Source organism: Sorangium sp. So ce145, from assembly GCF_051525985.1.
Classification (GTDB): domain Bacteria; phylum Myxococcota_A; class Polyangia; order Polyangiales; family Polyangiaceae; genus Sorangium; species Sorangium cellulosum_B.
In genome coordinates, this window is the sequence record NZ_CP150315.1 from 1138591 (window position 1) to 1163732 (window position 25142).

The following is a 25142-nucleotide window of genomic DNA, read 5'->3' on the forward strand; positions in this document are numbered from 1 at the left end:
GCAGCGGGGCGCGCTGAAGGCGCCTCGTACGTCTCTCACGGCAGCTCCGCGAGCGGGCCCTTCCTGTACGCCGTGTCGTTCCCGAAGTGCTCGTCTTCGTAGCCGAAGGCGCGCAGGATCGATGTGTAGACGTTGTGCATCGAGACGTCGGTCTCGTACTCGGACTGGGTGGGATCCGCGCTCGCGCGCTTGTTGTAGTTGACGTGGCGGCCGCCCGGCCACCTGCCGCCTGCCTTGCCGGCGAGCAGGACGGGGATATCGCGGGGCGAATGCCCGCCGCCGCACCCGAACTCGCTCGTGAAGAGCACGACGCTGTTGTCGAGCATCGTGCCGTCGCCCTCGGGGGTGCTCTTCAGCCCGTCGAGCAGGCGTGCGAAGAGCTCCATGCGCCAGTTGCGGTTCGCGAGGATGGTCGCGCGCCAGTCCTCGAGCCTGTCGGGCTCCGCGCCGCTCGGGCCGACGTCGAGGGCGGCGTGGCCGAGGCTGTGGCCGAGGTCGGTGCTGTAGGGTTGGGGCAGCCAGCTCGTCAGGACGTCGGCCACCTGGAAGGTGGCCACCTGCGTGAGACCGCACCGGAACGCATGCAGCAGGACGTCGACCAGCAGGGGAGCGGCCTCCTTGATTCCCCCTCCCGTGTAGGATCCATATCCCTGGTACACGGGCGCTCCGCCGACATCCGGCTTCGTGCAGGCCGCCAGGTTGGAGATGCCCTCGAGCTTCTTCTCCAGGCTCCGGATGTGCTCGGCGTGCGCGTCGAGCAGGTGCCTGTCGGCCGCGCTCACGCGCCCCTTCAGGGCAGCGAGGTGCTCGCTCACGCCGTCGAGGACGCTCTTCCGGTGGGCGCGGAGCCGGAGCTGCTCGGGCGTCGGACCCGACGCGGTCTCCGTGACGTCCTGGAAGAGCCGATCGAAGGCGCTCGTCGGGTCCTTCTCGCTGGACACCTGCTCGCCCGCCGCGTTGTACAGCGGCTCTCCGTAGTTGTGTCCGTCGACCATGAGATCGATCGACGAGAACGGCGCCGGGCTCTCGCCGGCCAGCCGCTGCGCGATCACCTGATCGATCGATGGGCCGAGCGCCCTGGCGTCGTCGCCTCCCGAGGTCGTGTCGGCGCAGGTGAGCACGGTCGCGTTGGAGCAGCCGTGGTGCCCGCCGTAGTCTCCCTGGATCATCCCGGCGGCGTCGTCGACGCCGCGGAGCAGGGTGAGGTCGCCCTTGTGGGCCTCGAGCGGCGCCATCTCTTCGCCGAGGACCTCGAGCGCCGACCCCTCGCCGCCGGGCGCCCAGAGGTCGAGCATGCTCCAGGCGCCCGGCTTCCAGGGATCCCCCTTCTCCCCGGAGGAGTGACGAGACGTGATCGTGCCGCCGTGGCTGAAGAACACGATGAACCGCCTGGCCCTGCCGTTCGCGGCCCAGACGTCCCCATGGGTCGCCTCGAGCAGCGGCAGGGCGATGCACAGACCGGTCGCGGTGCGGAGGAAATTCCTTCGGCTGAAAGCGGCGCGGCTCATGAGTTCACTCCTCGATCTGGCGCAGGTGCAAGAAGGCATTGCTGGTCGTGAGGGAGACGATGAGATCACGCACGCTGCCGCCGCTCTCGGGCGTCGGCGTGGCCGCCTCGATCGACGCGAGATCCTGGTCGATCGGGACGCGCCGGAGCGCCGTCTGGAAGAGGCGCTTCGTGAGGCAGGCGCGCGCCGCGGGGCTCGCCGCGAGGGCCGCCGACATCCCGACGCCGCCGTCGACCTCCACGCCCCCTTCGTCCGGAGGGAGCGCAGGGAGGCTGCCGCGTGCGTCGATGTCGAGCAGGTAGGGTGCCTGCGCGTCCCCGCCCGCCTCTTGCGACTGCCATCTCCCGAGCGCGTCGTAATGCTCGAACGCGAAGCCGATCGGGTTGATGATCCTGTGGCAGCTCGCGCAGGCGCCGCTCGACGTCTTGGCCTCGACGTCCTGGCGGATCGTCCTGTGCACCACCTCGCCGTTCTCCTCGACGGCTCCGCCCTTGACCGGCACGTCGCTCGCGTTGGGGGGCGGCGGGCCGAGGGGGCGGCAGAGCACCTGCTCCAAGATGTACGCGCCGCGGCGGATCGGCGATTTGACCTCGAGGCTGCCGAACACGCTCAGGAAGGCCGCCCGCGTGAAGATCCCCGCGCGCTGATCGCGGGGGAGGGAGACCCACGAGAACGTGCGCTCGTCGGCGGGGCCCTCCACCCCGTAGAGCGCGGCGAGGGGCCCGTTCACGTAGGCGTCCGTCGTCGTGAGCAACGTCTCGAACCTGCCGTCCCCCTCGAAGAGCACGCGCTCCGCGAGGGCCTCGAGCTCGGCGCGCATGGCGGCGCGCAGCGCGGGTGAATCCTCGGGATAGATCTCGGGGCTCTTCGGCGCGCTCTCGAGCGAGGGGTGTTGGTTCGTGCCGTCGAGCTCCAGCCAATCGGCGAAGAAGCGCCTCGCCGTGGCGCGGGCGCGGTCGTTCGAGAGGAGCCGCTCCGCCTGCGCGCGCACGCCCTCCGCCGTGTCGAGCGCGCCGGACTCCGCGGCGTCGAGCAGCGCGTCGTCCGGCGTCGTGTTCCAGAGGAAATACGACAGGCGCGACGCCCGCTCGAAGCCCGTGAGCAGACGGACGCCGGAGGCGAGCGGCTCGCTCCCGTCCCCGTCGCGGCCGAGCTCGACGAAGTAATAGACGTTGGGCGACTGGATGATGGTCTCGAGCACGACGAGGAGGGCGTCCTCGAACGACTGCTCCTTCCGCGCCCGGGCGTACTGGCCCTTGAGCATCGCGACCTCGGCCTCGTCGAGCGTGCGCCGGAAGGCGCGGCGCCCGAACGTCCGCACGAAGCCGTCCACGCACGCCTCGTCGTCCGCGCCGCTCGTGTCGCACGGGAACACCGGCGTCCCCCACGACGCGCGCCGCGCGACGATCGCCTCCGCCGCGGCATTGAGCTTGTCGACGGCGAGCAGCGAGGCGACCTCTCCCGCGTCCGGGTCGAGGTCGAGATCGATCCCTGGATCGACGAACAGGTCGCGCATCGAGCTCGTGAACTGCTCCGGTGTCATCCGGCGCATCCCCGCTGGAGCGACGTCGACCAGCCCGCTCGCGCTCGGCGACCCGCCGCGGTCGCCTCCGAGGTCGCCGACGCAGCCCGAGAGCAGGTGGGACGCCGCGAGGACAATCGCGCCGGCGAGCGCTGTCGCGCGCCCCCCTGGCGCGGTGAATCTATCGAGAACGTCGAGGGGTTTCACGCCGTCGGGCTTCGTTCGCTTCATGGCTTCGGTCCTCGCGCGGTCGCTGAACACAGCGGGCTGGATCGCAGGGCACTCGACTCGATCCTCCCGCCTCCCGGGAATCATCGAGCCACGCTGCGCTGCGTGTTCGCCGCCCGCCGGGGATTGGCATCGAGCGATCGCCGAACCGGGGCTTCCATCCATCGTGGAGAATCGACGAACGCATCGGCGGGATCCAGCTCACAGGCCGCATGGAGCTCATGCACCCTGTGCATATCCTACGTCATCGCCTCGAATGACGCGAGGGGCCGTTGATTGAAGAGCGCCGACAGGACCCCAGGAACCCTCGGAGGCGCGAGAAAAATCCCTTCTTGGCGTCCTTGGCGGCTCGACTTCTTCTCACAGGAGCGCCGTTGTCATCGATGGTTCGATGTAAGGAAGATGGTTCGATGTAAAGTTCGATGTAAAGTTCGATGTAAAGAACGCCCCGTCGGCGACCCTTTCGCGAAAGCGACATCCGGCGCGGACCTGGGTTACATCCTGCTACCTTGGGGGCGGAAGATGCGACAACAGCAATGTCCGGTCGCATGACAAAGTGCATCGGCGTGTCATCTTGCCGCACTGAGGCGAGAAGGCCTCTCAATCTGTAAAATTACAGTGGAGCTTTTATGGCCCATATCGTGGAGAATTCTGTGAGGGTTCGAGCTTGCGTGACCGGATTGCTCCTCGCCGCCGGTTGCACCGGCGAGCTTGGCGGGACGACGTATGGCGGCGGCGGTCCGGCGCCGCTCCCTCCGCCCGTCGTGAACATTCCGCCGATCCACGTCGATTGCAGCCACGTCGGAAGCGGCAAGGATTACCAGGTCGGTCCTGGCAAGGAATTCGAGGCGATCGGCGACGTCCCGCTTGAATCGCTCGTCGCCGGCGACACGGTGCGCATCTTCTGGCGTGCCGAGGGGTACCACGAGAAGATCATGCTCGGGGGCCAGGGGACGGCCGAGCAGCCCATCCGGCTCTGTGGCGTCCCGGGGCCGAACGGCGAGCTGCCGGTGATCGACGGTCAGGACGCGACCACCCGGCCCGAGCTCGATTTCCCCTTCGACGGCCACCAGGTGCGGGGGCTCATCATCGTCGGGCACAAGCATGACGACCCGTGGGAGCTCGGGCCCACCCACATCACGATCGAGGGGCTCGAGATCAAGAACGCAGCGCCCCCTCACGGCTTCACCGACAAGGCGGGGTCGGGGGTGGACTACGCGGGCAACGCGGCCGGCGTCTTCGTGGAGCGCGGCGATCACGTGACCATCCGCGCCTGCGAGGTGCACGAGAATGCCAATGGCCTCTTCATCGGCACGGCCGGTGGGGATATCCTGACCACGAACGTGCTCATCGAATCCAACTACATCCACGACAACGGCATGGATGACTACAACGAGCACAACGTCTACAACGAGGCCTCGAACGTCATCTACCAGTTCAACCGCTTCGGCCCCACGCGCGGCGGCCACGGCAACAACATCAAGGAGCGCTCGGCAGGCGTCGTCATCCGGTACAACTGGATCGAGGACGGCGCCCACCTGATCGATCTCGTCGACGCGCAGGAGGCGACCGACTCGGTCGCGTTGCCGTCGTTCCACGAGACGTTCATTTACGGCAACGTGCTCCTGCGCAACGGCTACGGCCCGTCCATGATCCACTACGGCGGGGACAGCGGGGAGACCGAGTACTACAGGAAGGGCACGCTCCACTTCTTCTCCAACACCGTCTTCGTCAAGAACGACAACTACGACGACTACGATCGCTCGGCGATGTTCGAGGCCTCGACCAACGACGAGCGGATCGACGCCCGCAACAACGTGTTCGCCAGCAGCCTGGAGCCGACCGAGCTCCGCGCGGTCACCTTCCTCGGGGACCGCGACGGCGTGGCCGCCGGGGCCCTCACCCTGTCCGGGAACTGGGTGACGAACGGGTGGCTGCCGTTCGATCCCGTCCGGGAGGTGGTGAAGGTGATCGGGCAGGTGGACGGCCTGGACGACTCGATCTTCGGCGTCGATCCGGCGTTCGCGTCGGCGGCAGACCACGATTTCATGCCGGCCGCGAGCGCGCCGCTCATCGGCGCCGGCGCCTCGCTCGACGGCCTCCCGCCGGTCGAGCACCAGTACACGCCGCACCAGCAGGCCAGGGCGCGCAACGACGGCGCGAGCCTCACGATCGGCGCGTTCGGGCGGTAGCCGCGCCGCGCAGTCCCGCGGCGCGGCTCACGCCACGGCCCGCGGGGTCACCCCACAGAACCCAGGTCGGCTCGCCCGTGAGGGATCGCGCCTTGCAGAGGGCGGCGCATGCGCTGGATCGGATGCGCCTTGCCCCGTGCATGGCGCAAAGGGTGCGTGTCCTCGGCACGTTTTGCCGGAGAGATTGCGGTGATCCTGTCGCTCGTGACCCTGCTCACGGGGTGCGGCGCGGAAGAGGCGCCGCCGGACCTCCGGCAGCCGGCGGGCTGGGACGACGCGCTGCGGCTGCCGGATGCCGAGGATCACGACCCCGCGCCCGACGTGGTCGAGGTGCACCTCGAGGCCAGGGTGGCCGCGATCGAGGTGGTCCCGGGGCTCACGACCGAGGTCTGGACCTACAACGGGATGCTCCCCGGTCCGACGATCCGCGCGAAGAAGGGCGACCGCGTGGTGGTGAAGTTCGAGAATCACCTTCCCGAGGCGACGACCGTCCACTGGCATGGTCTGCGCGTGCCGGCGGCCATGGATGGGACGCAGCACGTGCAGAAGCCCATCGAGCCGGGCGAGGGCTTCGAGTACTCCTTCACCGTGCCGGACGCGGGCACGTTCTGGTACCATCCGCACCTTCGTTCGAGCGCCCAGGTCGGTGCGGGCCTCTACGGCGCGTTCGTCGTCGAGGATGCCGCGGAGGAGGCGCCGCTCGGCGACGAGCTGCTGCTCGTGATGAGCGACATCGGCGTCGAGGAAGACGGCTCGCTCACCGCCGCCGACGAGAGCGGATGGTTCGGCGATTACTTCGGGCGCGAGGGCGGGACGGTTCTGGTCAACGGGAAGATCCTGCCGACGGTCGCGGCGCGGGAGGGGGTTCCGCAGCGCTGGCGGGTGGTCAACGCCGCGCGCAGCCGCTACTTCCGCTTCGCCGTGCCGGGCCAGCCGCTCGTGCTCATCGGCGGAGACGCGGGCCTCTCGGAGAGCCCGCTATCCGTGGACGAGGTGACGCTCGCCCCGGGGGAGCGCGCGGAGCTCTACATGCTGCCCGTCGAGGGCGAGCCGGTGGTGATCCCGCTCCTCGACGCGAATCGGTTCCACCTGCCGAGCGAGGTTGAACCCAAGGACCTCATGCGCCTCGAGATGGCCGACGAGCCTCCGGGGAGCGGCGCACCGACGCTTCCCGAGCGTCTGGCCGAGATCGCCTCGATCGACACCGCGGGCGCGCAACGACAGGCGGTGGAGTTCATGGAGCAGGGCGATGCCGACGGAGCGGTGCTCGGGATCAACGGCCAGACGGACGGCTCTCTCATGTTCTCTGCGAAGACGAACACGGTCGAGATCTGGACGCTGACGAACACCACCAACTACGATCACCCGTTCCACCTGCACGGGTTCTTCTTTCAGGTGCTCGACATCGACGGCGCCGAGCCGCCCGTGCGCGCATGGCGCGATACCGTCAACCTCGTGCCTGGAAAGGCCGTGCGGATCGCCATCCCGTTCGACGACCGCGCCGGCATGTGGATGTTCCACTGTCACATCCTCGACCACGCGGATCTGGGGATGATGGCGATGCTCCACCTGATGCCGTGAACGGTCTATCGAGGGCCGCCGGGCGTCAGACCCACGCCTGCGTCGAGGGATCCCAGCGCTTCCAGGCGCCGTCGTCGTATAGGTAGAGCTCGCTCTCCCCGGGGAGGGTGCGGAAGCGCTTGCTGCTGATCTTCAGGTCGCCGACCCTCCCCGAGTAGTCGGTCTGCGCTTCGCTGGCCTTGATGCTCCGCATGTCGGCGACGAGCTCTTGCCCGCTCGCCTCGACCACCACATAGCCGTGGGCGTTGCTGTTGGCGTGGGCGAGGTGCGGGTTGATCTTCGTCTCGGGCGATGTGAGCAGCGTGTCGATGCTGAGGGCGAGCGCCGCGGCGCCGGGGAGCCCTCGCAGCGTTGGATCGCTCGCGACCTGGCCCGTCAGGATCTCGCGGAAGGACGCCGAGGAGACGGCGCCGCCCACGAGCTCGACGATCTTCTTCGTGGGATCGCCGCTCGGCCCGGGCGTGCCCGCGTAGAAGGCGTGGACGTCGCCGGTGATCGCCACGACGCCCCCCAGCCCGACGAGCCTCTCGAGCAGCTCGTCCCGCTTGTTGCGGAAGCCGTCCCAGGCGTCGGTGGTCGTGTAGAAGCTGCGCTTGAACTGGGCGGGGAGGGAATAGGGGCTGAGATCGACGGCGAGCTGGACGAGGCAGTACTCGTTGCCCCAGACCTTCCAGGTCGCCTTCGAGCCTTCCATGGTGTCGAGGAACCAGGCCTCTTGCTCGGCGCCCATCACGTCCTCGCTCGCGCCCTGCGTCTCCTTGTAGCGGATGGCAGCGTAGATATCGAAGGTGTCCTTGGCCATGAAGTAGCGGGTGCCGATCATGCCGTACGCGTTGATCTTGCCGAAATCCACGTAGGCGATGCCCCGCTCCAGGCCCTCTTCCGCGGCGTCGATGAGGGGGATCTGCATGTCCTCCGGCAGGTCCTCGTTCGCCGCGGCGACGATCTCGTTGATGAAGGCGACGCTGATCTTCCCCGTCACCTCGGCGGGGTCGTAGCCCACGGTCTCCGCGGCCCCGAGGAGGACCGGCGCATAGATGCCGTCGCCGTAGGTCTCCACGTCCACGTAGGGCAGGGCGGCCGCGGGGACCTCCCCGAGCTCGGCCACGAGCTTCGGCTGATCGAGCGCGACCCTGCCGGGGAAAGCGTCCTCCGGGATGAGGTGATCCGGCCGGTAGCTGCGCAGATCGGTCATCACCAGGTGGACGTGCCGGCCGAACACGAAGTCGCGGTAGATGTGGAATTCGTCCGGGAGCGAGGCGTCCGGGTCGAGCTCGACGTCGTCGCCGTAATCGACGGGCTGGTACTCGAACCAGGCCTGGTTCGCGGCCTTGCGCCGGTCCGCGTCGGTCTCGTCCTGCCGGCCGTCGAAATAGGTGGCCGTGGCGCCGAAGCAGTCGTTCGAGAACTCGTGGTCGTCCCACGTGGCGATCATCGGGAAGCTCTCGTGGACCTTCTGGAGGTTCGCGTCGGAGCGGTATGTCCTGTAGAGCTCCCGGTAGTTATCGAGCGATCTCGCCGCGTGGTAGGCGCCGTCGCCGTCACCGAGGGAGATGCTGCCGGCCACGTCGGTGAAGACGACGCGGCGCCCGGTCGTGCTCTGGAAGCTCGGATCGCCGTCCGTCTCGTAGATGTAATCGCCGAGGTGGACGAAGAAATCGAGCTCCTCCTGGGCGAGCGCCAGGTAGGTGTTGTAGTACCGGCCCACGTAATCCTGGCACGACACGTAGGCGAAGCGGACCTTGACGTCCGCCTCCGCGGCCGGGGCGGTCTTGGTGCGCCCCACGCGAGACGCGTAGCTCGTGTCGCCCTTCACGTAGATGAAGCGGTAGTAGTAGACCGTGCCCGCCGCGAGGCCGCGGACCTTCACCTTCACGCAGTGATCGTGCCTCGCGAGCGCCTTCACCTTCGCCTGTCCGGCGTCGAGCGCCACCCGCTGCGCGAACCCGGCGTCGGTCGCGACCTCGACCTCGAGATCGAGATCCGCCGCGCCGTCCTGCACGCGGGTCCAGAGGACGACGCTGCCGGGGCGCGGATCGCCGGAGGCGACCGACTGGGGGAAGTACTCGGAGCCGTCCGCGAGCTCGCGTTCGTCGTCGAGCGGGTTGATCGTCTCGGGGTCATCGCCGCAGGCCGGGACGACCAGCGCGCCGGCGGTGACGAGCGTGGCTCGAAGGAAATCTCTGCGCTTCAGCATCGGGCGATCAGGGAATCCTGGAACTTTCGCTGATGTCAATCTCCTCGTGGACCCCGCCGCTTCGCGCGCTGCCGGCCACGCGTGTAAAGCGCGAAGCGCGGGGTCCGGTACGTGGGGAAAGTGTGTGTGCTCACATGGCCGAGCATTGACGTGCGTGCTCAAGTGTGGCCAAGCGTGGTCGAGCGTGTTAGAAAAGCCGTCGCGTGCTCGTGCGTCCTGTCCGAGGACCGCATTGGTCCTCGAGGGATAGATGAGCTAAGTTGAGCGTTTGTCATGCGGCGGCGGAGCACGACACCGGAGGGTGAGTCCGACGTGAGGTCGGGGCACAGCATCCCTGACCGCCCCGGCGCCGAGCGTCGCGACTCGATCCCCCCGCCTCGCATCGGGCCGCCGTCCGGGCCTGGGCGTTCCGGCCCGTCCAGCGAGCCGTCGCCTGCTTCAAGGTCTCCTTCATCGCGCAAGGTGCGGACCATCGACGTCCTCGTTCAGGGCGCGACCGTGGAGCTCTTCCACTTTTACGGTGTCGCCATAGCGCCTGCGGACATCGGGGAGAGCCGCGACGAGGCGCTCGTTCACAGCGATCCCGTGAGCACGGTCGAGTTCTCTGCGCCCGGCTTCTCCGGCCTGCTGGCCTTGTCGGCGCACCCTGGCGTGTTTCGCGCGATGACGGGGCTGCCGCCCGCGCTCGACAGCGTCGACGACTGGATGCGTGAGGTCGTCAATCAGCTCATGGGAAAGGTGAAGAGCCGCCTCGCGCGGTTCCAGATCGCGCTTCACGCCGAGCTGCCGCAGCTGCGCCGCGCGAGCGACGTGGCGCGGCGGTACCGGGGCAGCAAACAGCAGTTCTGCTATGCTTTCCGGACGTTGAAGGGCGAGGTGGTCGTCACGCTGGGCGGCGACTTCGACGAGAGCTCGCTGGTGTTCTCGAACTCGTCCCCGCTTCCGCTCGATGGCAAGGTGATCCTGTTCTGAGCGCTCATGCGCGGCGCCCGCGCCGCGCAGTCTGGCTCTACTGCGGGAAGTCGGCCGGGGAAGGGAATCGCCGAGCCGCCAAGGGCGCCCGAGTTGTCGTCCTGCTCCGGAGAGGCCTGCGCCTCCTCGATCGCCTCGAGGCGCTTCTCGAGCTCCGCCGAGCGCTTCTCTGCAGCGGCGAGCCGCCTGGCGATCGCATCTTCTCCGGCGGCGGCGGGCGCCGCGGCGGCCGCTCCGGTCGCGGCGGGTGTCGCCTCCGCGGCCGCTCCGGTCGCGGCGGTCGCGGCGGGCGCTCCGGTCGGCCGCAGTGCACTCCGAGCCATCAACATTGATTTCTCCCCGCTCGCAGAGCCTTCGTTGCGGCTCCGGCCGACGTCGCGCGCGCTCTTGCGGACTCGCGAACTTCACGCGTAGCATACACAGCGACGAGGGCGTGGGGGGAACTCGACGCGCTCCGTGACGCTCCGGTGCACCACGGCCAGGTGAGACATCCCAACAGGAAAGAACGTGAATCAGGGGAGCGTACATGGTGTGCGGGCGAACGTCGGTGATGACTCCACATGTGCGCGTGTTGATTGTCATTTGCGTCATTTGTGTCATCCGCGCCGCGCGCGGGGTTCAGCTCGCCCGGTGGTCGTGCTGAGTGCGCCGCGCCGGGCGACGGGCGTTCGCGCGAGACCCCTCGTCACGAAGCACACGAGATGCGCGCGGGCGCCGCTCCGCGCGGGCCACGCCGGGGGGACGGGGGCATGCCGACATTGCGTAGCGCTTCGATTCGACTGAAGCTGTGGTCGCTCGCCGGCGTCCCCGTCGCGGGGGCCCTGCTGCTGGCGGCGATGATCGTCGGCGACGCGCGGCAGCAGGCGGCGAGGGCGGCGGGGATAGGCTCGATCGAGGACCTCGCGCAGCTCTCCTCGATCATGGCGCAGCCGCTGCACGCCCTCCAGAAGGAGCGGGCGTGGACCGCGCTGGTCGAGGGGCTGGAGGCCCGTCCTCCGGAGACGACCGACGTCGAGGGCGAGCGCCACGCCACGCCGCCGCTCAATCGCGCGGCGGAGCTCCTGCGCGCCGGCGGCCAGCTCCGGGACGCGCGGGCGGCGACCGACGAGAGCCTCGCCCAGCTCGACGCGTTCCTGGCCGCGCGCGACCTCTCCGGGCTGCCGCGCCGGCTCGCCCGCGATCTCGCGGACGGGCGCGCCAAGGTCGGCGAGCTCGGCGCGTTCCGGGGCCAGGCCGACGCGAAGACGGTGTCGCTCGACAGCGTGCTGAGGGTCTTCGGCGGCATCAACGTGAGCCTCATCCGGGCCAACGCCGGCCTCTCCGAGCTGAGCGACGAAGGCGAGCTCCTGCGCAGCATCCAGTCGATCGTCGCCGTCCACGAGTTCGCCGAGCGCGCCAGCCGCCAGCACGCGCTGCTCGCGCACGCCTTCGCGTCCACGCAGTTCGAGCCGGGCGCCTTCAAGACGCTCGTGACGCTGATGACGGAGGAGCAGCTCTATCACGAGGAGTTCATCGCCAACGCGTCGGAGCCGGCGCGGGCGCTCTACAACGCCGCCCGCTCCAACCCGCGCGTGCGGCGCGCCGACGAGCTGCGCGCCGCCGCGATCGGGTCGACCGACGAGGCGCTGGCGATCGATCACGACGCGTGGTTCGAGGCGCAGCAGGGGCGCGTCGACGGGCTCGCCGCGATCGAGGAGGAGGCGATCTCCGGGATGAGGCGCGCCGCGGCGGCCAGGGTGGCGGACACGCGGAGGACGGTGCGCGACGGCGTCGCGGTCTCGGCGTTCGTGCTCCTCGTGTCGGTCGCGCTGGCGCTGGTCCTCGTGCGGGGGATCTCCCGATCGCTCGAGGTCCTCGGCGAGGCCGCGGCCCACGTCCGGCGGACGCGCGACTACACGACGCGCGCCCGCAAGACCGCCGACGACGAGTTCGGGGCGCTCACGGACGCCTTCAACGAGATGCTGGCGGGCATCCAGGCGCGCGACGAGGTCCTCGAGGGCCACCGGCAGAACCTCGAGGCCACGGTCGCCGAGCGGACCTCGGAGCTCGAGAAGCGCAACCGGGAGATGCGCCTCGTCCTCGACAACGTCGATCAGGCCCTCGTGACCATCCACCGGGACGGCACGATGGAGCCCGTGCACTCCGCCGCCTTCGAGCGCCTCTTCGGCGTGCCGGCGCGCGACGAGCACTTCGCCGATCGCATCGCCGGCCACGATCCGCGGGCCCGCGCGTTCCTCAGGATGGGGTGGGAGGCGGCCTGCGACGATTTCCTCCCGCTCGAGGTCGTCCTCGACCAGCTCCCGAAGACCTTGCACCGCGAGGGCCGCTACCTCGCGCTCGGCTTCAAGCCGATCCTGTCGGGAGAGGGCCAGTTCAACGGGGCGCTGATGGTGATCACGGACGTCACGTCCACGATCGCCTCCGTGCGCGAGGCCGAGCAGCAGCACGAGTATATCCAGGTGTTCGAGCGGGCCGTGAAGGACCGGCTCGGCCTCGTCGGCTTCGTCAACGACACGACGAAGCTCGTCGACGCGGTGAGCGCGCGGTCCAGCGGCGAGGTGGACGAGGTGATGCGCCTCGTGCACACGATCAAGGGAAACGCCGGGCTCTGGGACGTGACGAGCGTGGCGAGGGTGGCGCACGAGATCGAGAGCTTCGTCGTCGAGGAGCGCGCGCTGCCGTCCGACGAGCAGATCGACGCGCTGAGGGACGTGTGGCTCGCGTTCGTGGGGCGCGTGAGCGTCCTGCTCGCGTCGACGGCGCAGTCCTCGCGCGCCGACGTCGGCCATGAAGAGGTCGATGCCCTGCTCGCCATGGTGCGCCAGCGCCGCGACCCCGCCGAGATCGAGCGGGCCATCGCGGCCCTCCGCGAAGAGCGGACCGAGGTGCGGTTCAGCCGGATGAAGGACCAGGCCGAGACGCTGGCCCGGAAGCTCCGCAAGCCGAAGCCCGAGGTCCGCATCGACGCCGGGGGCGTCCGGCTGCCCGCGTCGCGCTTCGCCGGGATGTGGCAGGCGCTGGGCCACGTCGTGCGCAACGTGATGGACCACGGGATCGAGCGGCCGGAGGCGCGCGAGGCGGCGGGCAAGCCGTCGAGGGGCACGCTCACGCTCGTCTCGCGGGTGACGGCGGACGAGATCGTCATCGAGATCGGCGACGACGGCGCGGGCATCGACTGGGAGCGCGTGCGCGAGAAGGCCGTGGCCGTCGGGCTGCCGGCCGCGACGCGGCGCGATCTCGAGGCCGCGCTGTTCGCGCCGGGCTTCAGCACGGCCGAGCAGGTCACGGACGTCTCCGGCCGCGGCGTCGGGCTCGGCGTCGCGCTCCACGAGTGCCGGCGGCTCGCGGGCCGGATAGAGCTCGACACCGAGCGCGGCCAGGGGACGACCTTTCGCTTCCGGTTCCCCCGGGAGCCGAGCGACGCCGCGGGGGTGTCGCTCACGACTGCCACGCTGCCGCCTCCGAGCGGGCGGGGCTCGCTGGTGCCTCCTCCTTCGCGGAGCGGATCGAGCCCGGGCATGGCGTCGGGGAGCGCGTGACACGGTGAGCACATCGACAATGCAGAGCGAGATATCGAGGAGAGGGGAATGAACTCGGAGAGCTGGGACCGCATCCACGAGGAGCTCGCTTCGTCGTGCGTCCATCTGTTTCGCGACAACGGCGTCGAGCTCCGGCGGCTGGACGACGGGACGTCGGAGGCGACGCCGGGCAACGCGGTGGTCTCCTTCATCGGCTTCACGGGCGACCACCTTCGCGGGAGCCTGACCATCGTCGCGCCCGTGGCGCTCATCACGCGCAGCCACCCGCTGCGAGAGCAGCGCGAGATCGACGAAGACATGGTGTGCGACTGGGCGAGCGAGCTCGCCAACCAGCTGCTCGGGCGGGTGAAGAACCGCCTGCGCCACCTCGGGCTGGTCATCGTGCTCTCGACGCCGAGCGCCGCGATCGGCGAGCACCTGCGCGCCAGGGAGGAGCAGAGCGAGGGGTTCCGGCGGCTCCTGTTCGCCGCGGGGAACGACCGGCTCGTCGTGCTCTTTGACGCGCTGGCGCCCGACGGCGCGCTGGAGCTCGAGGAGGTGAACATGCCCGATCCGCAGCCCGAGGGCGAGGTGCTGCTGTTCTGAGCCGGATGGCCGTACACGCAAGAGGAGACACGTCACATGGCCAAGAAGATTCTTCTCGTCGAGGATTCGAGTACGGTCCGCCAGCAGGTCGGCATTCTCCTGTCGGGGGCCGGTTATGGCACGCTGGAAGCGGACAACGGCCGAGATGCGGTCGCCGCGGTCGCAGCCCACAAGGATGAGCTGGCCATGATCATCGCGGACGTGAACATGCCCGTGATGAATGGCATCGAGATGATCCAGAGCTTGCGGGACAAGGGGCTCGCGCCGGGGGTTCCGATCCTGATGCTCACCACCGAGGGGCAGCCGGAGCTCATCGAGAAGGCCCGGAAGGCCGGGGCGAAGGGGTGGATCATCAAGCCGTTCAAGCCGGATCTGTTGCTCGCCGCGGTGAAGAAGCTCGCCGGCGAGCCCTGAAGCTGCGGCCCGCAAGGGGAGACCGCTCCCCGTGCACGAAGGGGCGCGGTCTCCCCTTGCGGGCCGCGACCTCGAGCGCCGCGAAATCCTCGCTTGCGGCGGCAGAGGCCGGAAGGGCCGAATCACAACCGCTGCCGCTCCCGGACAGAGCTACCCGACGGCGCTGGACAGCGCTCGGCACTTGCGGCGCAGCGCCGAACCGTGTGACCCTCGGTGCGGAAGTTCTCCAAAGGCGCCCGAACGCACGGATCTGGTCCACCGGTTTGACTTCTGCCTGTGCCAGCCGATGAACTCGCAATTCGCCTGTGCGCCCCGCGCGTGCTCTGCCAGTGTCGAGCGCGATGAACCAGCGTGAGAACCGCTACCAGGCGCCGCGCACCCCGATCGAGGCCGTCCCCGCGGGCCCCTTGTCACGAAGCGCTGCGAGGGTTTTCGTCGCGTGGCTTCTCGGGGCCTCGCTGGTGAGGGGCGCCGCGCTCGCCTTCCAGATCGGATACGCGCTGGCAGCGTTCGGCGCAGAGAAGCATCTCGCCGGACTGCTGGCAGCCTCCGTGCTGCGCACTGGCGCTGCCCAAGTCGCCGCGTCCGCCTGCAGTGTCGCGCTCGCGTGGGAGACCCACCATGGCCTCGGCGCCCAGCGCCCGCTCTGGCGAACGTACGCGCTCCTCCCGTTCACGGCACCCGTCGCTGCGGGCCTCATGATCGCCGTGGGGGTGGGGGCGACGACCTTCGGGTACGGCGCTACACCGTGCGCGTCGTGGCAGTCGATCCGAGCGTTCGCGACGCCCGGCGATGCGCTGTTCGGCCTGGTGCAGGCGAGCGCCCTGGCGATCGTCCTCGGTGGGCTTGCGGTGCTGCTGGGGCCTTGGCTCTCGGCTCTGCGCGCGGGCTTGCTCGCCAGGATCGTTGTGGCGCTGCTCGCGACGGGGTTGATCACCGGTGCGGTGCAGGCGGCACTCGTCGTCTTTCTCTCCGCGGGCGATGACGTGGGCGTGCCCTGACATGGCCTCTTGGTTGGCAGTCGGCAAGAGTCCTGAATTTCCTGCGAACTTTGGGCTCGACGTACATAGTTATGCGCTCCTGCAGCTGCCGCAGCACTGACGCCCTGGGGCGGACCGCAAGCGGGGCCGCCGAACCCGGCAATGCAGCCGCCAAGGTGCCTTGCGGCTGATGACGAAGACGTCGGGCAGGCGCGGCGCCACGAGGGGCGGCACGCTGGTACGGGCGTGTCGTCACTGGCCACGTGACCGAGCTTCCGCGCGTCGGCCGACTGCGTCGCGAGGAGCACCTTCCAGGTGCGCCCGGCGCGCCGAGCGGGAGCTTGACACGAGCGATGTTATCGTATGGCCTGTCCTGCTCGGAGAGCCCATGAAAAAAACGTGGAAAGATGCGGTCACCTTCATCACAGGCGGCGGCTCGGGCATCGGTCGAGCGCTCAGCCTGGAGCTCGCGCGGCGCGGAGCGCGCGTGACGGTGACGGACGTGAACGGCGACGCCGCCGCGAAGGTGGCGGCCGAGGCCGGCAACGGCGCTTCCTCGCGCGCGCTCGACGTGCGCGACGAGGCGGGCATGCGCGAGGCCATCGAGGACACCGCTGCCCGCGGCGGGCGCCTCGACTTGCTCATCAACAACGCGGGAATCGGCGCCGCCGGCGAGGCGCACGAGATCCCGCTCCCGCACTGGAACCGCGTCCTCGACGTCAACGTGCGCGGCGTGCTGCACGGCATCGTGGCGGGCTACCCGATCATGGTGCGCCAGAAGAGCGGCCATATCCTCAACGTGGCCTCGCTCGCCGGCCTGGGCCCAGCGCCGCTCTTCACGCCGTACGCGATGACCAAGCACGCCGTCGTCGGCCTCAGCACGAGCCTGCGAATCGAGGCGGCGGCCTACGGCGTCCACGTGAGCGTGCTCTGCCCGGCCGCGGTCGAGACCCCGATCCTGGACTCCGAGAACCCCCCCGATCTGCCGGCGGTCCCGTGGGTTCCGAACGCGCGCCGCCTGCTCGAGGCCCTCGCCGGCCCGCCTTACCCGGCCGACGCGCTCGCGCGCGAGGCGCTCGACGCGGCGGCCGACGACGTGCCCGTCATCGTGCTCCCCGCGCGCGCACGCTTCCTCTGGCGCCTCGGCAGGATGTTCCCGGCGCTCGTCGAGAAGGGCGGCCGCGACGAGATCGCCAAAGAGCGAGCGACGCGAGGGTGAGCGTTCGAGCACGCGCTCGCACGCAACCCGTCCAGAACGTGCGTGGGCGACGCGCCCGGCCAGGCGGCGCTGACCGACGCGTGGGTTGGTGTCTCGGCGCCGGGCGGGGCGGGGACTGGGCTCTCGACGTCCTATCCGCTCCGCATGCCGTGCCCGCTCGCCTCCTGTAGCCTCGCTTCGAGTCCTGCCGGGCGAGGGGAGGTTGCCACGTGAAGACGATCGATGTGAAGGGGCACGGCGTGGTGAGCGTGACGCCGGACGTGTCGACCCTGAACGTGCAGTGTCGGGTCACCGCGCTCGTCGAGTACGTGACGGACGAGGGCATCGGCTACGTCAAGGTGCACCACGTCATCGCCGATGGGAACTTCGTCTTCACCCTGTCGTAAGGGAAGCGCAACAACGCCGCCTGTGGCTTCTACGATCTGTTCCGCGTCGAGGGCGGCGACATCGTCGCGCACTGGGACTCGCGGCGCTCCGTGCCCAGCTCGACCAGGAGCGGGCTCCCGATCTTCTAGAGCACCGAGCACGTCGAAACCCGGAGAATTTTCACAGGGAGGCGAGGAGGCGGGGAGGAAGAAGAAATGAATTTCTCCCTCTTGCCGTCTCTCGCTCCCCGCCTCCCCGTCTCCCTGTGAAATTCCTGCTTTGTCTCGTGGTTTCAACCCATATGTCGCTCTAGTACTACAGCCGTACTTGCGGTCCATTTGCGGCTGTAGACGGGCGGACGGGCACGGATTTCTCGACGATTTTGATGTCTACAGCCGCACCTCGGACCAAGTACGGCTGTAGTACTAGCCCGACAGCCGCACCGCGAGCACCCCCCCGTCGGCCTCGAACGGGTGCGGCACGCGGCTTCACGAGATGCTCCAGGAGGCGCGAGCGCGCGGCGAGCCGCGCCCGACCGACCCCATCGTCATCGAGGTCGCGGGGCGGGCGATCGTCCACGGTCTCGCGCGCCTGTTCCTGGATGGCCACCTGCCGCGCGAGGGCGCGATGGATCTCGCCGCGGCCGTCCTCGATGTGCTCGGCGAGGGGCTCGCGCAGGGGCCCCCTGATGGGTGAGCCGCGCTCGTCAGTGCAGCTTGTCCTTCGCCTCGGCGAGCTCCTCGTTGATGCGGTCCACGAACGCGTCGAGGGTCATCGGGCCCTTGCTCGCGGCTGCGGCGGCCTCGATGGCCTGCGAGGCGAGCGAGGTGAGGCGCTCGACGTAGGCGAGCTGGCCCTCGAGCTTCTCGTAGTCCCCGTCGACGAAGTACCCGCTGTCGTCCTTGACGTCGAGCTCGGGCGCATACCGCTGCTTCACGTACCGCAGGATGGCGCACACGGCGACGTGGACCTTGGGGCCGGCGAACTGCGTCTTCGTCCAGTTGTAGCGGCTCCCCTCCTTGAAGAACTCGACGCCCGGCGCCTCTGGCAAGCTGGGGACGCCTACGCTTACGCGCGGCCCTCCGCCGCGCCCCGCCTTCTCCTGCGCTGCGCGGGTGAGGTTGCGCGTGATGGCCGCGGACTCCGCCAGCGCCTGACGCATCATGTCCGCCATCTTCGAGTCGCTGAGCAGCGCGTGGTACGTGTGGTTGATGAAGGTGCCTTCACCGTCGAAGTGGAAGTGGAGAGGCTCGCATTCGCGGTGGGGATAGAGCGTGATCCCCTCGAGACCCGAGCACGTCACGCGCCGCTCGGCGACGAGCTCCTTCATGGTCTTGCTGGGCCAGCCGGCGGCCGCAGCCTTGGCGGCGAGATCCGCGACGAGCTCGGGGACGACGGTCGGGTCGCGGAGCTTGCCCGAGTACGCGATGGAGATGCCCATGGTGCCTCCTGAACGATCTCCCCTTACTCCAGCGCCGTCGTCGAGGCCAGCGCGCGCCGGGGAGGGAGCCCTCGGCCTCGGCGACAGGGACAGTGAAAGAGCCGCCGGAGCTCCCTCGCTCCGGCGGCTCCGGGCCGCCTGGGGCCGCCTGAGCCTCGACACATGACCGCGAGGCCCCGGGCTCGGCGGATCCTTCACGTCTAGAGCGGATGTCCTCGCCGGGCTACTGGCAGGCTGTCGCGCCGAAGCAGACCGCCGGATCGCCCGCGAAGCGACGGAAGTTGTCCGCCTCCGGGTGGCCCGGGAACGGAACATAGTAGTAGACGGCCTTGTTATCGAAGTCGCTGCCGTCGTAGTAGGTCTGCCACGTCAGCGCGTAAGCGACGCCGGCGCTCTTGGCGAGATCGAGGAGGTGGGTGTTGTACCAGTCCTCGGTGAGCGCGCCTCGCCCCGCGTCCGGAAACAGGCTCGTCACCTCGGCGGAAGAGAGCGCGACGGCGCCCGCCGAGCCGAGGCCGTAGTTGGCCAGGAACTCCGTCCGCAGGCTCTCATCGAACAGGGTGTCGTGCCACTTGCTCACGTGGTCTGCCGGGTAGAGCGTGAGCGACGCGCCCGCCGCGAGCTTGCTGACCCGGTGGAGGAGGTGAAGCCGGTAGGTGCCCGTCTCGGTGAGCGCGTGAGGCTTGCCCTTGGCCGCGCCGATCGCCGCGACGGCGCTCGCCATCGCCTTCATGTCCTCGAGATCTGCCGGGGACGCCGCGCGCTCGTACGGGTAATAGAGATCGATGCCGAGGATGTCGATGAGGTCGTCGCCAGGGTACGCCTCGAGGTAGTACTCCTCCAGCAGCGCGGACGGCGGCTGGCCCTCGTTCTCGAGCGCCTCGATCGCCTCCTGGGGCGGGCTCTCGTACGCCGCGCCCAGCCCGGTGAGCTCCTCGACCAGGCGCGCCCGGAGCATGTCGCGAGAGAGGCTCTCTGGATCCCTGACCTTCGCCTCGGCGGGCGTCACCGAGCTGTCGCTCAGCTTTCGCACCTTGTCCGTCGAGTACGCGAAGATCACGTTCTCCATCCCCGGCTCGCTCCGGACGGCCTCGGCGAACGTGCGGTACGCGGCGCTGTAGGCGGCGGGGCCGGTGACGGCCTGATCGTCGTCGAGCAGGGCCTGGCAGTTCCAGTAGGGCTGACCCCACCAGAACCATCCGCCGGTGTGCTCGTGGAACGGGCGGAGGACGATCGGCTTGCCGTCGAGCCCGTGCTCGCGGAAGAACTGGGCCACGTACTTCGCGTGGGCCACGAGCCAGTCGCGCGCCGAGATCCCGGCGTGGGTCCCCTGCTCGATCGGCACGTCGTTGGCGATCTTGCAGATGCACTTCAGGTTCTCCGGGATGTCCGCGCTGGAGCCGAGGGAGCGCGAATAGTACGTCTCGGCGTAGAACGGGGTGCCTCCGCCCTGGGCGTGAATCGGGACGCTCTGTCCGTCGACCGTGATGGTGGCGAGCGGCGTCTCGATGGCGTCCGCGAAGTCCGAGGTGCTGATGTCGTAGGTGCACGGGGGCGTGTGCCAGTCGAAAGCCACCATCCCGCCCGGCTGCTCCAGCATGTACGCCGCGGCGTCCGCGGTGACGTCGCGGCGATTCCAGGGGACCGGATCGAAGACCATCGCGTCGAGGGAGACGCCGAGCAACCCGGGGTTCTCTCCCACGGTGGCGCCGGCGTCCGACGACCAGCCCCGCTCGCCGCGGCTGGCGGGGCCTGCCATGCTCGAGAACCAGTCGTTGGTCGACACGAGCTGCTTGGTGCCCGGATCGTAGAGCCCCCACGTGATGGCGTTCTCGTAACCGAACCGGAACTTGCCGGCTCGAGACGACGTCCAGAGGTCCTCGAGGAGGTCGCCCCTCGGCGTGTCCGGGAACTCCGGCGTGTCTCCCGGCGCGCCTCCCGTGCCTGACGACGTGCTCGACGAGGTGCTCGACGACGCGCCTCCCGAGGTGCCCGACGACGCGCCTCCCGAGGTGCCCGACGACGCGCCTCCCGGCGGCGTGTCCTCGTCCGACGACCCGCAGGCGGCCGTCAAGCACAGGAGGAATGCGGCATAAACGCGTGGACTGAGCGGGACAAGATTCATGGGTTCTCCCCTGCGAACGGTGCCAGTAACGAAGCGACAATAAAGCGTGTTAATCGGTTCAGTGTCAACGGCCATCTCACCAGGGGAGAGGTGCGCCGCACCGGGCTTCGCGCCGATTTCACCCTGAGCGCCGCGCGGCGCGATGCTGCGGCGCGTCACGGTGCAGCTGGCTCACCGTGAGCGCATCGCCGGCACGTTCGGCCGGCTGCCGCCGGCGCGCCCTGTCCTGGAGCCCCGCCGGGACAGGTTCTTAACCGGTTCTTCTTTTATGGGGTTACATCCGGCGAGCGCGCTTGAGCGCATGGCCTCAGCGGCCGAGGTGGCGACCCATCCATGCGTCGCGGCGGAAGCGGTTCCTACCGCCCGCCACCCGCAGCTGGCCCGTGGCGAGCACCACGCCGGACAGCCGGACCCGCGCGCTCCTTCGTCCTCGTTCGCCTACGAGGCGGCCAGATCACCGCGCCGCCGCGGCGCGTCCGCCGTGGACCGGCGATGGCACCGCTCACACGCTGCCGCTCACCTTCGCCGTACGGGTATTCCCGTCGAGCGACGATTCGATGGTGTACGACGCTCCCTGGTAGGAAATGCTCCCGTCGTCACTCAGGTTTCCGCCGCGCAACACGTTGGCGGCGCTCTCGTACAGAAGGAAGGAGGCGTGACCGGTGGGCACCGCGCTGGACAGCGTCCAGGTGCCCTCGGCGCCGCCCGATTCGATCACGAGGTGCTGCCGAGCGCCCGACGGGTCGATGAGCACGCCGAGCGTCGAGCCGCTTCGGTCGCGCGCCGTGGCGCGGAAGTGGAGGTGGGCAGCGGTGGCGAGCAACAGGGAGGAGGCGACTGGCTTCTGGGGGATGGACATGGCGGTGATGAACAGCTCCGTTGATGGACCTTGCAAGTTCCCGTACGACGCGTCGTTCCGGGGCTGCCCGGCGGCCGAGCTCTCGCGGAGAGGGCGATCACGGGCCTGCGCCGGCGAGCGCGCTCGTCGGCTGCCAGGAGAGCCCGTCGTACCTCCGGGGAGAGCCCGAGCGGTCGAGCCGCTTGAACGTCTCGCCTGCCTTGAGGTGCCGCTGCCTGTCGCGATCGAATGGACCGCGCTGCCCGCTCGCCGGCTCGTACATGACATCGCTCTTCCCATGCACATGGAAACGCCAGCAGAGCCTTTGTTCCACACCGTCCACGACCCGCGACAACAACGCTTTCATGGCCTATAGCTCTCTGCGCTCAGCGCGCGTGCTCGCGGCGAGGAAGCACGGGCGCGGCGGGATCGGCGAGCGCGGCCTTCCCGTCCGTACCACGCACAGGGCGCGCGCCTCCCTGACGTCGGCCTCGACCTCCGCCACCATCCAAGCCCTCGTCCTGCCCCGAGAGCGGCGACGGGCCTCCGGCGGAGCGGAGCGCGAACAGCGCGCTCGGGAGGAAGCGAGGCCACGATCGCAGGTCTTCCCCGAGCGCGCGCAGGACGGTCGGCATCCGCTCGACGCGCGACGGCGAGATCGACACGAGGCCGTCGCCCGGCCTCGCGTTGCTCGGCGCGGCGGTGATGCTGGGCGTAAACACGTGGATCATCTCGACGTTCTCCCGAAGGCGGAAAGCACGCCAGGCGCGTGCATCCCGGGGCTGTGCATGAACTGCCTCGAACGTCGCTTGACGGCCGTGCTTGCCGCTCCAGGACCGACGGCCCAGACGGCATCGCCGGCAACTTCGCTGCGCGTGCGCAAACAATGTATAGCAGAAAGGACGGCCGCTGCACCACGTTTATCGGCGGAGCACCCACCGATTTCACCGGCACGATGCTTTTCCGCGGCGCGGCGCCCCGGGCCTCATGAGAGATGTCTCTTTCAAGGAGGGGAGCTCAACCCTCGGCACCCGTGGTCCCGGTGTCCAACCGGGCGACCTGGCGCCTGCCGGCCATCTGGAGGATGCCCATCCAGGCGATCAAGCGGATGACCTGGTAGCCCGGGTCGATCTCGAACCAGCGCACCGCGAAGCTCGGGCTCTGCGGGTACTTGTGGTGGTTGTTCTGGAAGAGCTCGCCGAGCGTCACGAGGTCGAGGGCGATCGTGTTGCGCGAGTCGTCGTCGCTGTTGAAGTTACGGTAACCGTAGCGGTGGCCGCACCAGTTCACGATGGCGCCGTGGAGCGGGCCCATCGTCCAGTGGAGCGGGACAAACAGGAATTGCCACCATTGCGTGGCGAAGGCGATGTAAAAGAGCGCGTAGCCCGTCCCCCACGCGAGGCGGCTGACCCACGAGTTGCCGATGCGGTCGAGCGCGCGCCACTCGGGGTAGCCGCCTAGAAAGCGCGGCTCCACCTCCGCCGTGCCGTCGCAGATGGCGTCGTAGCGCTTCGCGGTCGACAGCATCATGGAGACTGGCTCCGCGTAGTAGCGTGGCGAGTGCGGGTCCTTCGGGGTATCGCTGTACGCGTGGTGCATGCGGTGCAAAATCGCATACGCCCGGGGCACAAGGTACGAGGAGCCCTGCGTGACGTAGGTGAGGAGATGGAAGATCCGTTCCCAGCGCTTCGACATCGTGAACATCCGATGCGAGGCGTACCGGTGCAGGAAGAAGGTCTGGAAAAAGACCGATAGCGTCGAATGGGCGATCAGGATGGCGACGAATTCCATGGCTCGCTTGTACACCCAGGTTGGGCCCACATGCGGTCAGCTCACGGTCACGATTCGCGAGGTCCGTTGCCGCGTCGCTCGTGCGAGCGCGTTTTCATGCCACGCGATTTCGTCCGTGGAGGCGAGTCCGTGACGGGCGAGTTCATCGACCGGAAACAATGCTGTGCTGCCAGGCGCCGCGTCGCTCCTGCAGGTATAGCGCATCACGGCATCACGCAAGCGACGTCGCACGCCGCCTTATCACGACGAGCCGAACGTTGACCGTCAGCGGCGGCGGATCGTTCTTGACATACATGGGCGCTGCGTACAGACTGGTTCAGTAAGCCATTCGAGCGTGTGCCGAAGAATTCGTCGCGCTCGGGGTCCAGGGGCCCGCAGCGGCGTCGCGCGGTGCGGCTCATCGAGCTTGACGTGGGATAGCTCGTCCGAGCGCTCCGTCGCGGCGGCGAGCTGGCGCGGCCGGCCGTCGCGCGGCGGTTCGTGCGCCGCAAGAACAGGGGGCCTCGCTGCGTCCTGCTCGTGACTGGAGCCGCGCAACCACATCGAGGTGCACGCATGCAGATCCGCGTAGGATACGAGCTGCTCTACGAGTTCCCACGACCGACGCCGGTGATCCTGACGCTGAGCGTCCACTACTCGCGTGCATCGGATCTGGTGCGGCCCGATCACATGCTCACCAGCCCGTCGATCCCGGTCCGAGCTTACCGGGATGCCTTCGGCAACTGGTGTAGCCGTATCGTCGCGCCGGCGGGTCAGCTGAAGATCTCCGCCGACGCGGTGGTGAACGACACGGGCGCGCCGGACCGCGTCGTGACATCGGCCGAGCAACACCCCGTCGATGCGCTGCCCGAGGAGACGCTGGTGTTCTTGCTGGGCAGCCGGTACTGCGAGACGGATCGCCTGTCAGAGGCGGCATGGGACCTGTTCGGCCAGTCGCCCACCGGCTGGGGTCGCGTGCAGGCCGTCTGCGACTTCGTTCATCGGCACATCGCCTTCGGGTACGAGTTTGCGAGCCCTACCAAGACGGCAGAGGAGGTGTTCAACGATCGGAGAGGCGTCTGCAGAGATTATGCGCATCTCGCGATCGCGCTCTGCCGTTGCCTGAACGTTCCGGCTCGTTACTGCACCGGCTACCTGGGCGACATCGGCGTACCTCCTCCCCACGGGACGATGGACTTCTCCGGCTGGTTCGAGGCCTATCTCGGTGGCGAGTGGCATACGTTCGACGCGCGCAACAACGTGCCTCGCATCGGGCGCGTGCTGATCGCCCGCGGGCGCGATGCCGCCGACGTGGCGATCACCACAACCTTCGGCGAGAACACGTTGCGGAGCTTCCGCGTCTGGACGGATGAGGTTGTGGGCTAGCTCCGCCCGGGGCAGCCTCGCGCGGTGGCCGCGCTCATCGGGGCGGTGAGGGTGCTCGTCGTGAGCTCGCTCGAAGGCGCCGCAGCGCTGCCTTCTTCGACCGCCGCCAGAGCGATGTGACGGCGCTGCACCGCCGCGAATGTCGTCGATGCAGGAGACGGCGGTGTGCAACTTGGACGATCGGGTGGTGAGGTGATGGCGTCATGGCATTGGGGCCGCCTCGGTGCGTCCGGCCGCTTGAGGCGAGTCGGCGCACATGCCTGCTCTCGGTCAGCGTGG

At 69.0% G+C, this 25142-nt stretch carries 20 protein-coding genes; 11 read left to right on the plus strand and 9 right to left on the minus strand.

Annotation, left to right across the window (positions count from 1 at the left end):
• Positions 1–35: 35 nt before the first annotated feature.
• Together WMF34_RS04260 and WMF34_RS04265 are read right to left on the minus strand one after the other, a co-directional pair.
• The gene (locus tag WMF34_RS04260) at positions 36–1508 is read right to left on the minus strand and encodes a DUF1552 domain-containing protein (protein WP_012233430.1); all 1473 of its coding nucleotides are present in this window, start codon (positions 1506–1508) and stop codon (positions 36–38) included.
• Positions 1509–1512: 4 nt separating this feature from the next.
• Positions 1513–3261: a DUF1592 domain-containing protein gene (locus WMF34_RS04265; RefSeq protein ID WP_437992490.1), complete on the minus strand. Its 1749-nt coding sequence runs from the start codon at positions 3259–3261 to the stop codon at positions 1513–1515.
• 668 nt (positions 3262–3929) lie between these two features.
• On the opposite strand from WMF34_RS04265, the gene WMF34_RS04270 reads away from it, so the two are divergent.
• Positions 3930–5450: a right-handed parallel beta-helix repeat-containing protein gene (locus WMF34_RS04270; protein WP_231864680.1), complete on the plus strand. Its 1521-nt coding sequence runs from the start codon at positions 3930–3932 to the stop codon at positions 5448–5450.
• Between the two features lie 189 nt (positions 5451–5639).
• Positions 5640–7031, plus strand: coding sequence for a multicopper oxidase family protein (locus WMF34_RS04275; protein ID WP_437992491.1), 1392 nt, complete (start codon positions 5640–5642; stop codon positions 7029–7031).
• A gap of 25 nt (positions 7032–7056) precedes the next feature.
• On the opposite strand, the gene WMF34_RS04280 is transcribed toward WMF34_RS04275, so the two are convergent.
• Positions 7057–9228 (minus strand): alkaline phosphatase D family protein, encoded by a 2172-nt coding sequence (locus WMF34_RS04280; protein ID WP_437992492.1) that lies wholly within the window; start codon positions 9226–9228, stop codon positions 7057–7059.
• Between the two features lie 462 nt (positions 9229–9690).
• Here WMF34_RS04280 and WMF34_RS04285 point away from each other — a divergent pair, with 462 nt between their 5' ends.
• The 8 genes from WMF34_RS04285 to WMF34_RS04320 all read left to right on the plus strand — a co-directional run bounded on the left by WMF34_RS04285 (position 9691) and on the right by WMF34_RS04320 (position 17999).
• The gene (locus WMF34_RS04285) at positions 9691–10200 is read left to right on the plus strand and encodes a chemotaxis protein CheX (protein ID WP_012233435.1); all 510 of its coding nucleotides are present in this window, start codon (positions 9691–9693) and stop codon (positions 10198–10200) included.
• Between the two features lie 749 nt (positions 10201–10949).
• Positions 10950–13739, plus strand: coding sequence for a nitrate- and nitrite sensing domain-containing protein (locus tag WMF34_RS04290; RefSeq protein ID WP_437992493.1), 2790 nt, complete (start codon positions 10950–10952; stop codon positions 13737–13739).
• A gap of 48 nt (positions 13740–13787) precedes the next feature.
• A complete protein-coding gene (locus tag WMF34_RS04295; RefSeq protein WP_437992494.1) occupies positions 13788–14324 on the plus strand; it encodes a chemotaxis protein CheX in 537 nt (178 codons plus the stop codon).
• A gap of 36 nt (positions 14325–14360) precedes the next feature.
• Positions 14361–14738, plus strand: coding sequence for a response regulator (locus WMF34_RS04300; RefSeq protein ID WP_012233438.1), 378 nt, complete (start codon positions 14361–14363; stop codon positions 14736–14738).
• Positions 14739–15079: 341 nt separating this feature from the next.
• Complete coding sequence (locus WMF34_RS04305; protein ID WP_012233439.1) at positions 15080–15739, plus strand: hypothetical protein; 660 nt, start codon at positions 15080–15082, stop codon at positions 15737–15739.
• A gap of 367 nt (positions 15740–16106) precedes the next feature.
• Positions 16107–16937, plus strand: coding sequence for an SDR family NAD(P)-dependent oxidoreductase (locus tag WMF34_RS04310; RefSeq protein ID WP_012233440.1), 831 nt, complete (start codon positions 16107–16109; stop codon positions 16935–16937).
• Between the two features lie 209 nt (positions 16938–17146).
• Entirely contained in the window at positions 17147–17323 is a 177-nt protein-coding gene (locus WMF34_RS04315) for a hypothetical protein (RefSeq protein WP_437992495.1), read from the plus strand.
• A 475-nt stretch (positions 17324–17798) separates the two neighbouring features.
• On the plus strand, positions 17799–17999 hold the full coding sequence (locus tag WMF34_RS04320) for a hypothetical protein (RefSeq protein ID WP_437992496.1): 201 nt from the start codon (positions 17799–17801) through the stop codon (positions 17997–17999).
• Positions 18000–18009: 10 nt separating this feature from the next.
• Here the strand turns inward: WMF34_RS04320 and WMF34_RS04325 are convergent, their stop codons facing one another.
• From WMF34_RS04325 to WMF34_RS04350, 6 genes are all read right to left on the minus strand, one after another.
• The gene (locus WMF34_RS04325; protein ID WP_012233442.1) at positions 18010–18744 is read right to left on the minus strand and encodes a hypothetical protein; all 735 of its coding nucleotides are present in this window, start codon (positions 18742–18744) and stop codon (positions 18010–18012) included.
• 223 nt (positions 18745–18967) lie between these two features.
• Positions 18968–20869: a glycosyl hydrolase gene (locus WMF34_RS04330; RefSeq protein ID WP_437992497.1), complete on the minus strand. Its 1902-nt coding sequence runs from the start codon at positions 20867–20869 to the stop codon at positions 18968–18970.
• Positions 20870–21371: 502 nt separating this feature from the next.
• On the minus strand, positions 21372–21728 hold the full coding sequence (locus WMF34_RS04335; RefSeq protein ID WP_231864681.1) for a hypothetical protein: 357 nt from the start codon (positions 21726–21728) through the stop codon (positions 21372–21374).
• A 97-nt stretch (positions 21729–21825) separates the two neighbouring features.
• Positions 21826–21990: a hypothetical protein gene (locus WMF34_RS04340; RefSeq protein WP_162143973.1), complete on the minus strand. Its 165-nt coding sequence runs from the start codon at positions 21988–21990 to the stop codon at positions 21826–21828.
• A gap of 103 nt (positions 21991–22093) precedes the next feature.
• Positions 22094–22438 carry a hypothetical protein gene (locus WMF34_RS04345; protein WP_044963947.1) on the minus strand — a complete coding sequence of 115 codons (345 nt, stop codon included), beginning with the start codon at positions 22436–22438 and terminating at the stop codon, positions 22094–22096.
• Between the two features lie 286 nt (positions 22439–22724).
• Positions 22725–23498 (minus strand): acyl-CoA desaturase, encoded by a 774-nt coding sequence (locus tag WMF34_RS04350; RefSeq protein ID WP_012233447.1) that lies wholly within the window; start codon positions 23496–23498, stop codon positions 22725–22727.
• A 555-nt stretch (positions 23499–24053) separates the two neighbouring features.
• On the opposite strand from WMF34_RS04350, the gene WMF34_RS04355 reads away from it, so the two are divergent.
• Complete coding sequence (locus tag WMF34_RS04355) at positions 24054–24863, plus strand: transglutaminase-like domain-containing protein (protein ID WP_437992498.1); 810 nt, start codon at positions 24054–24056, stop codon at positions 24861–24863.
• The last annotated feature ends 279 nt before the right edge of the window (positions 24864–25142 follow it).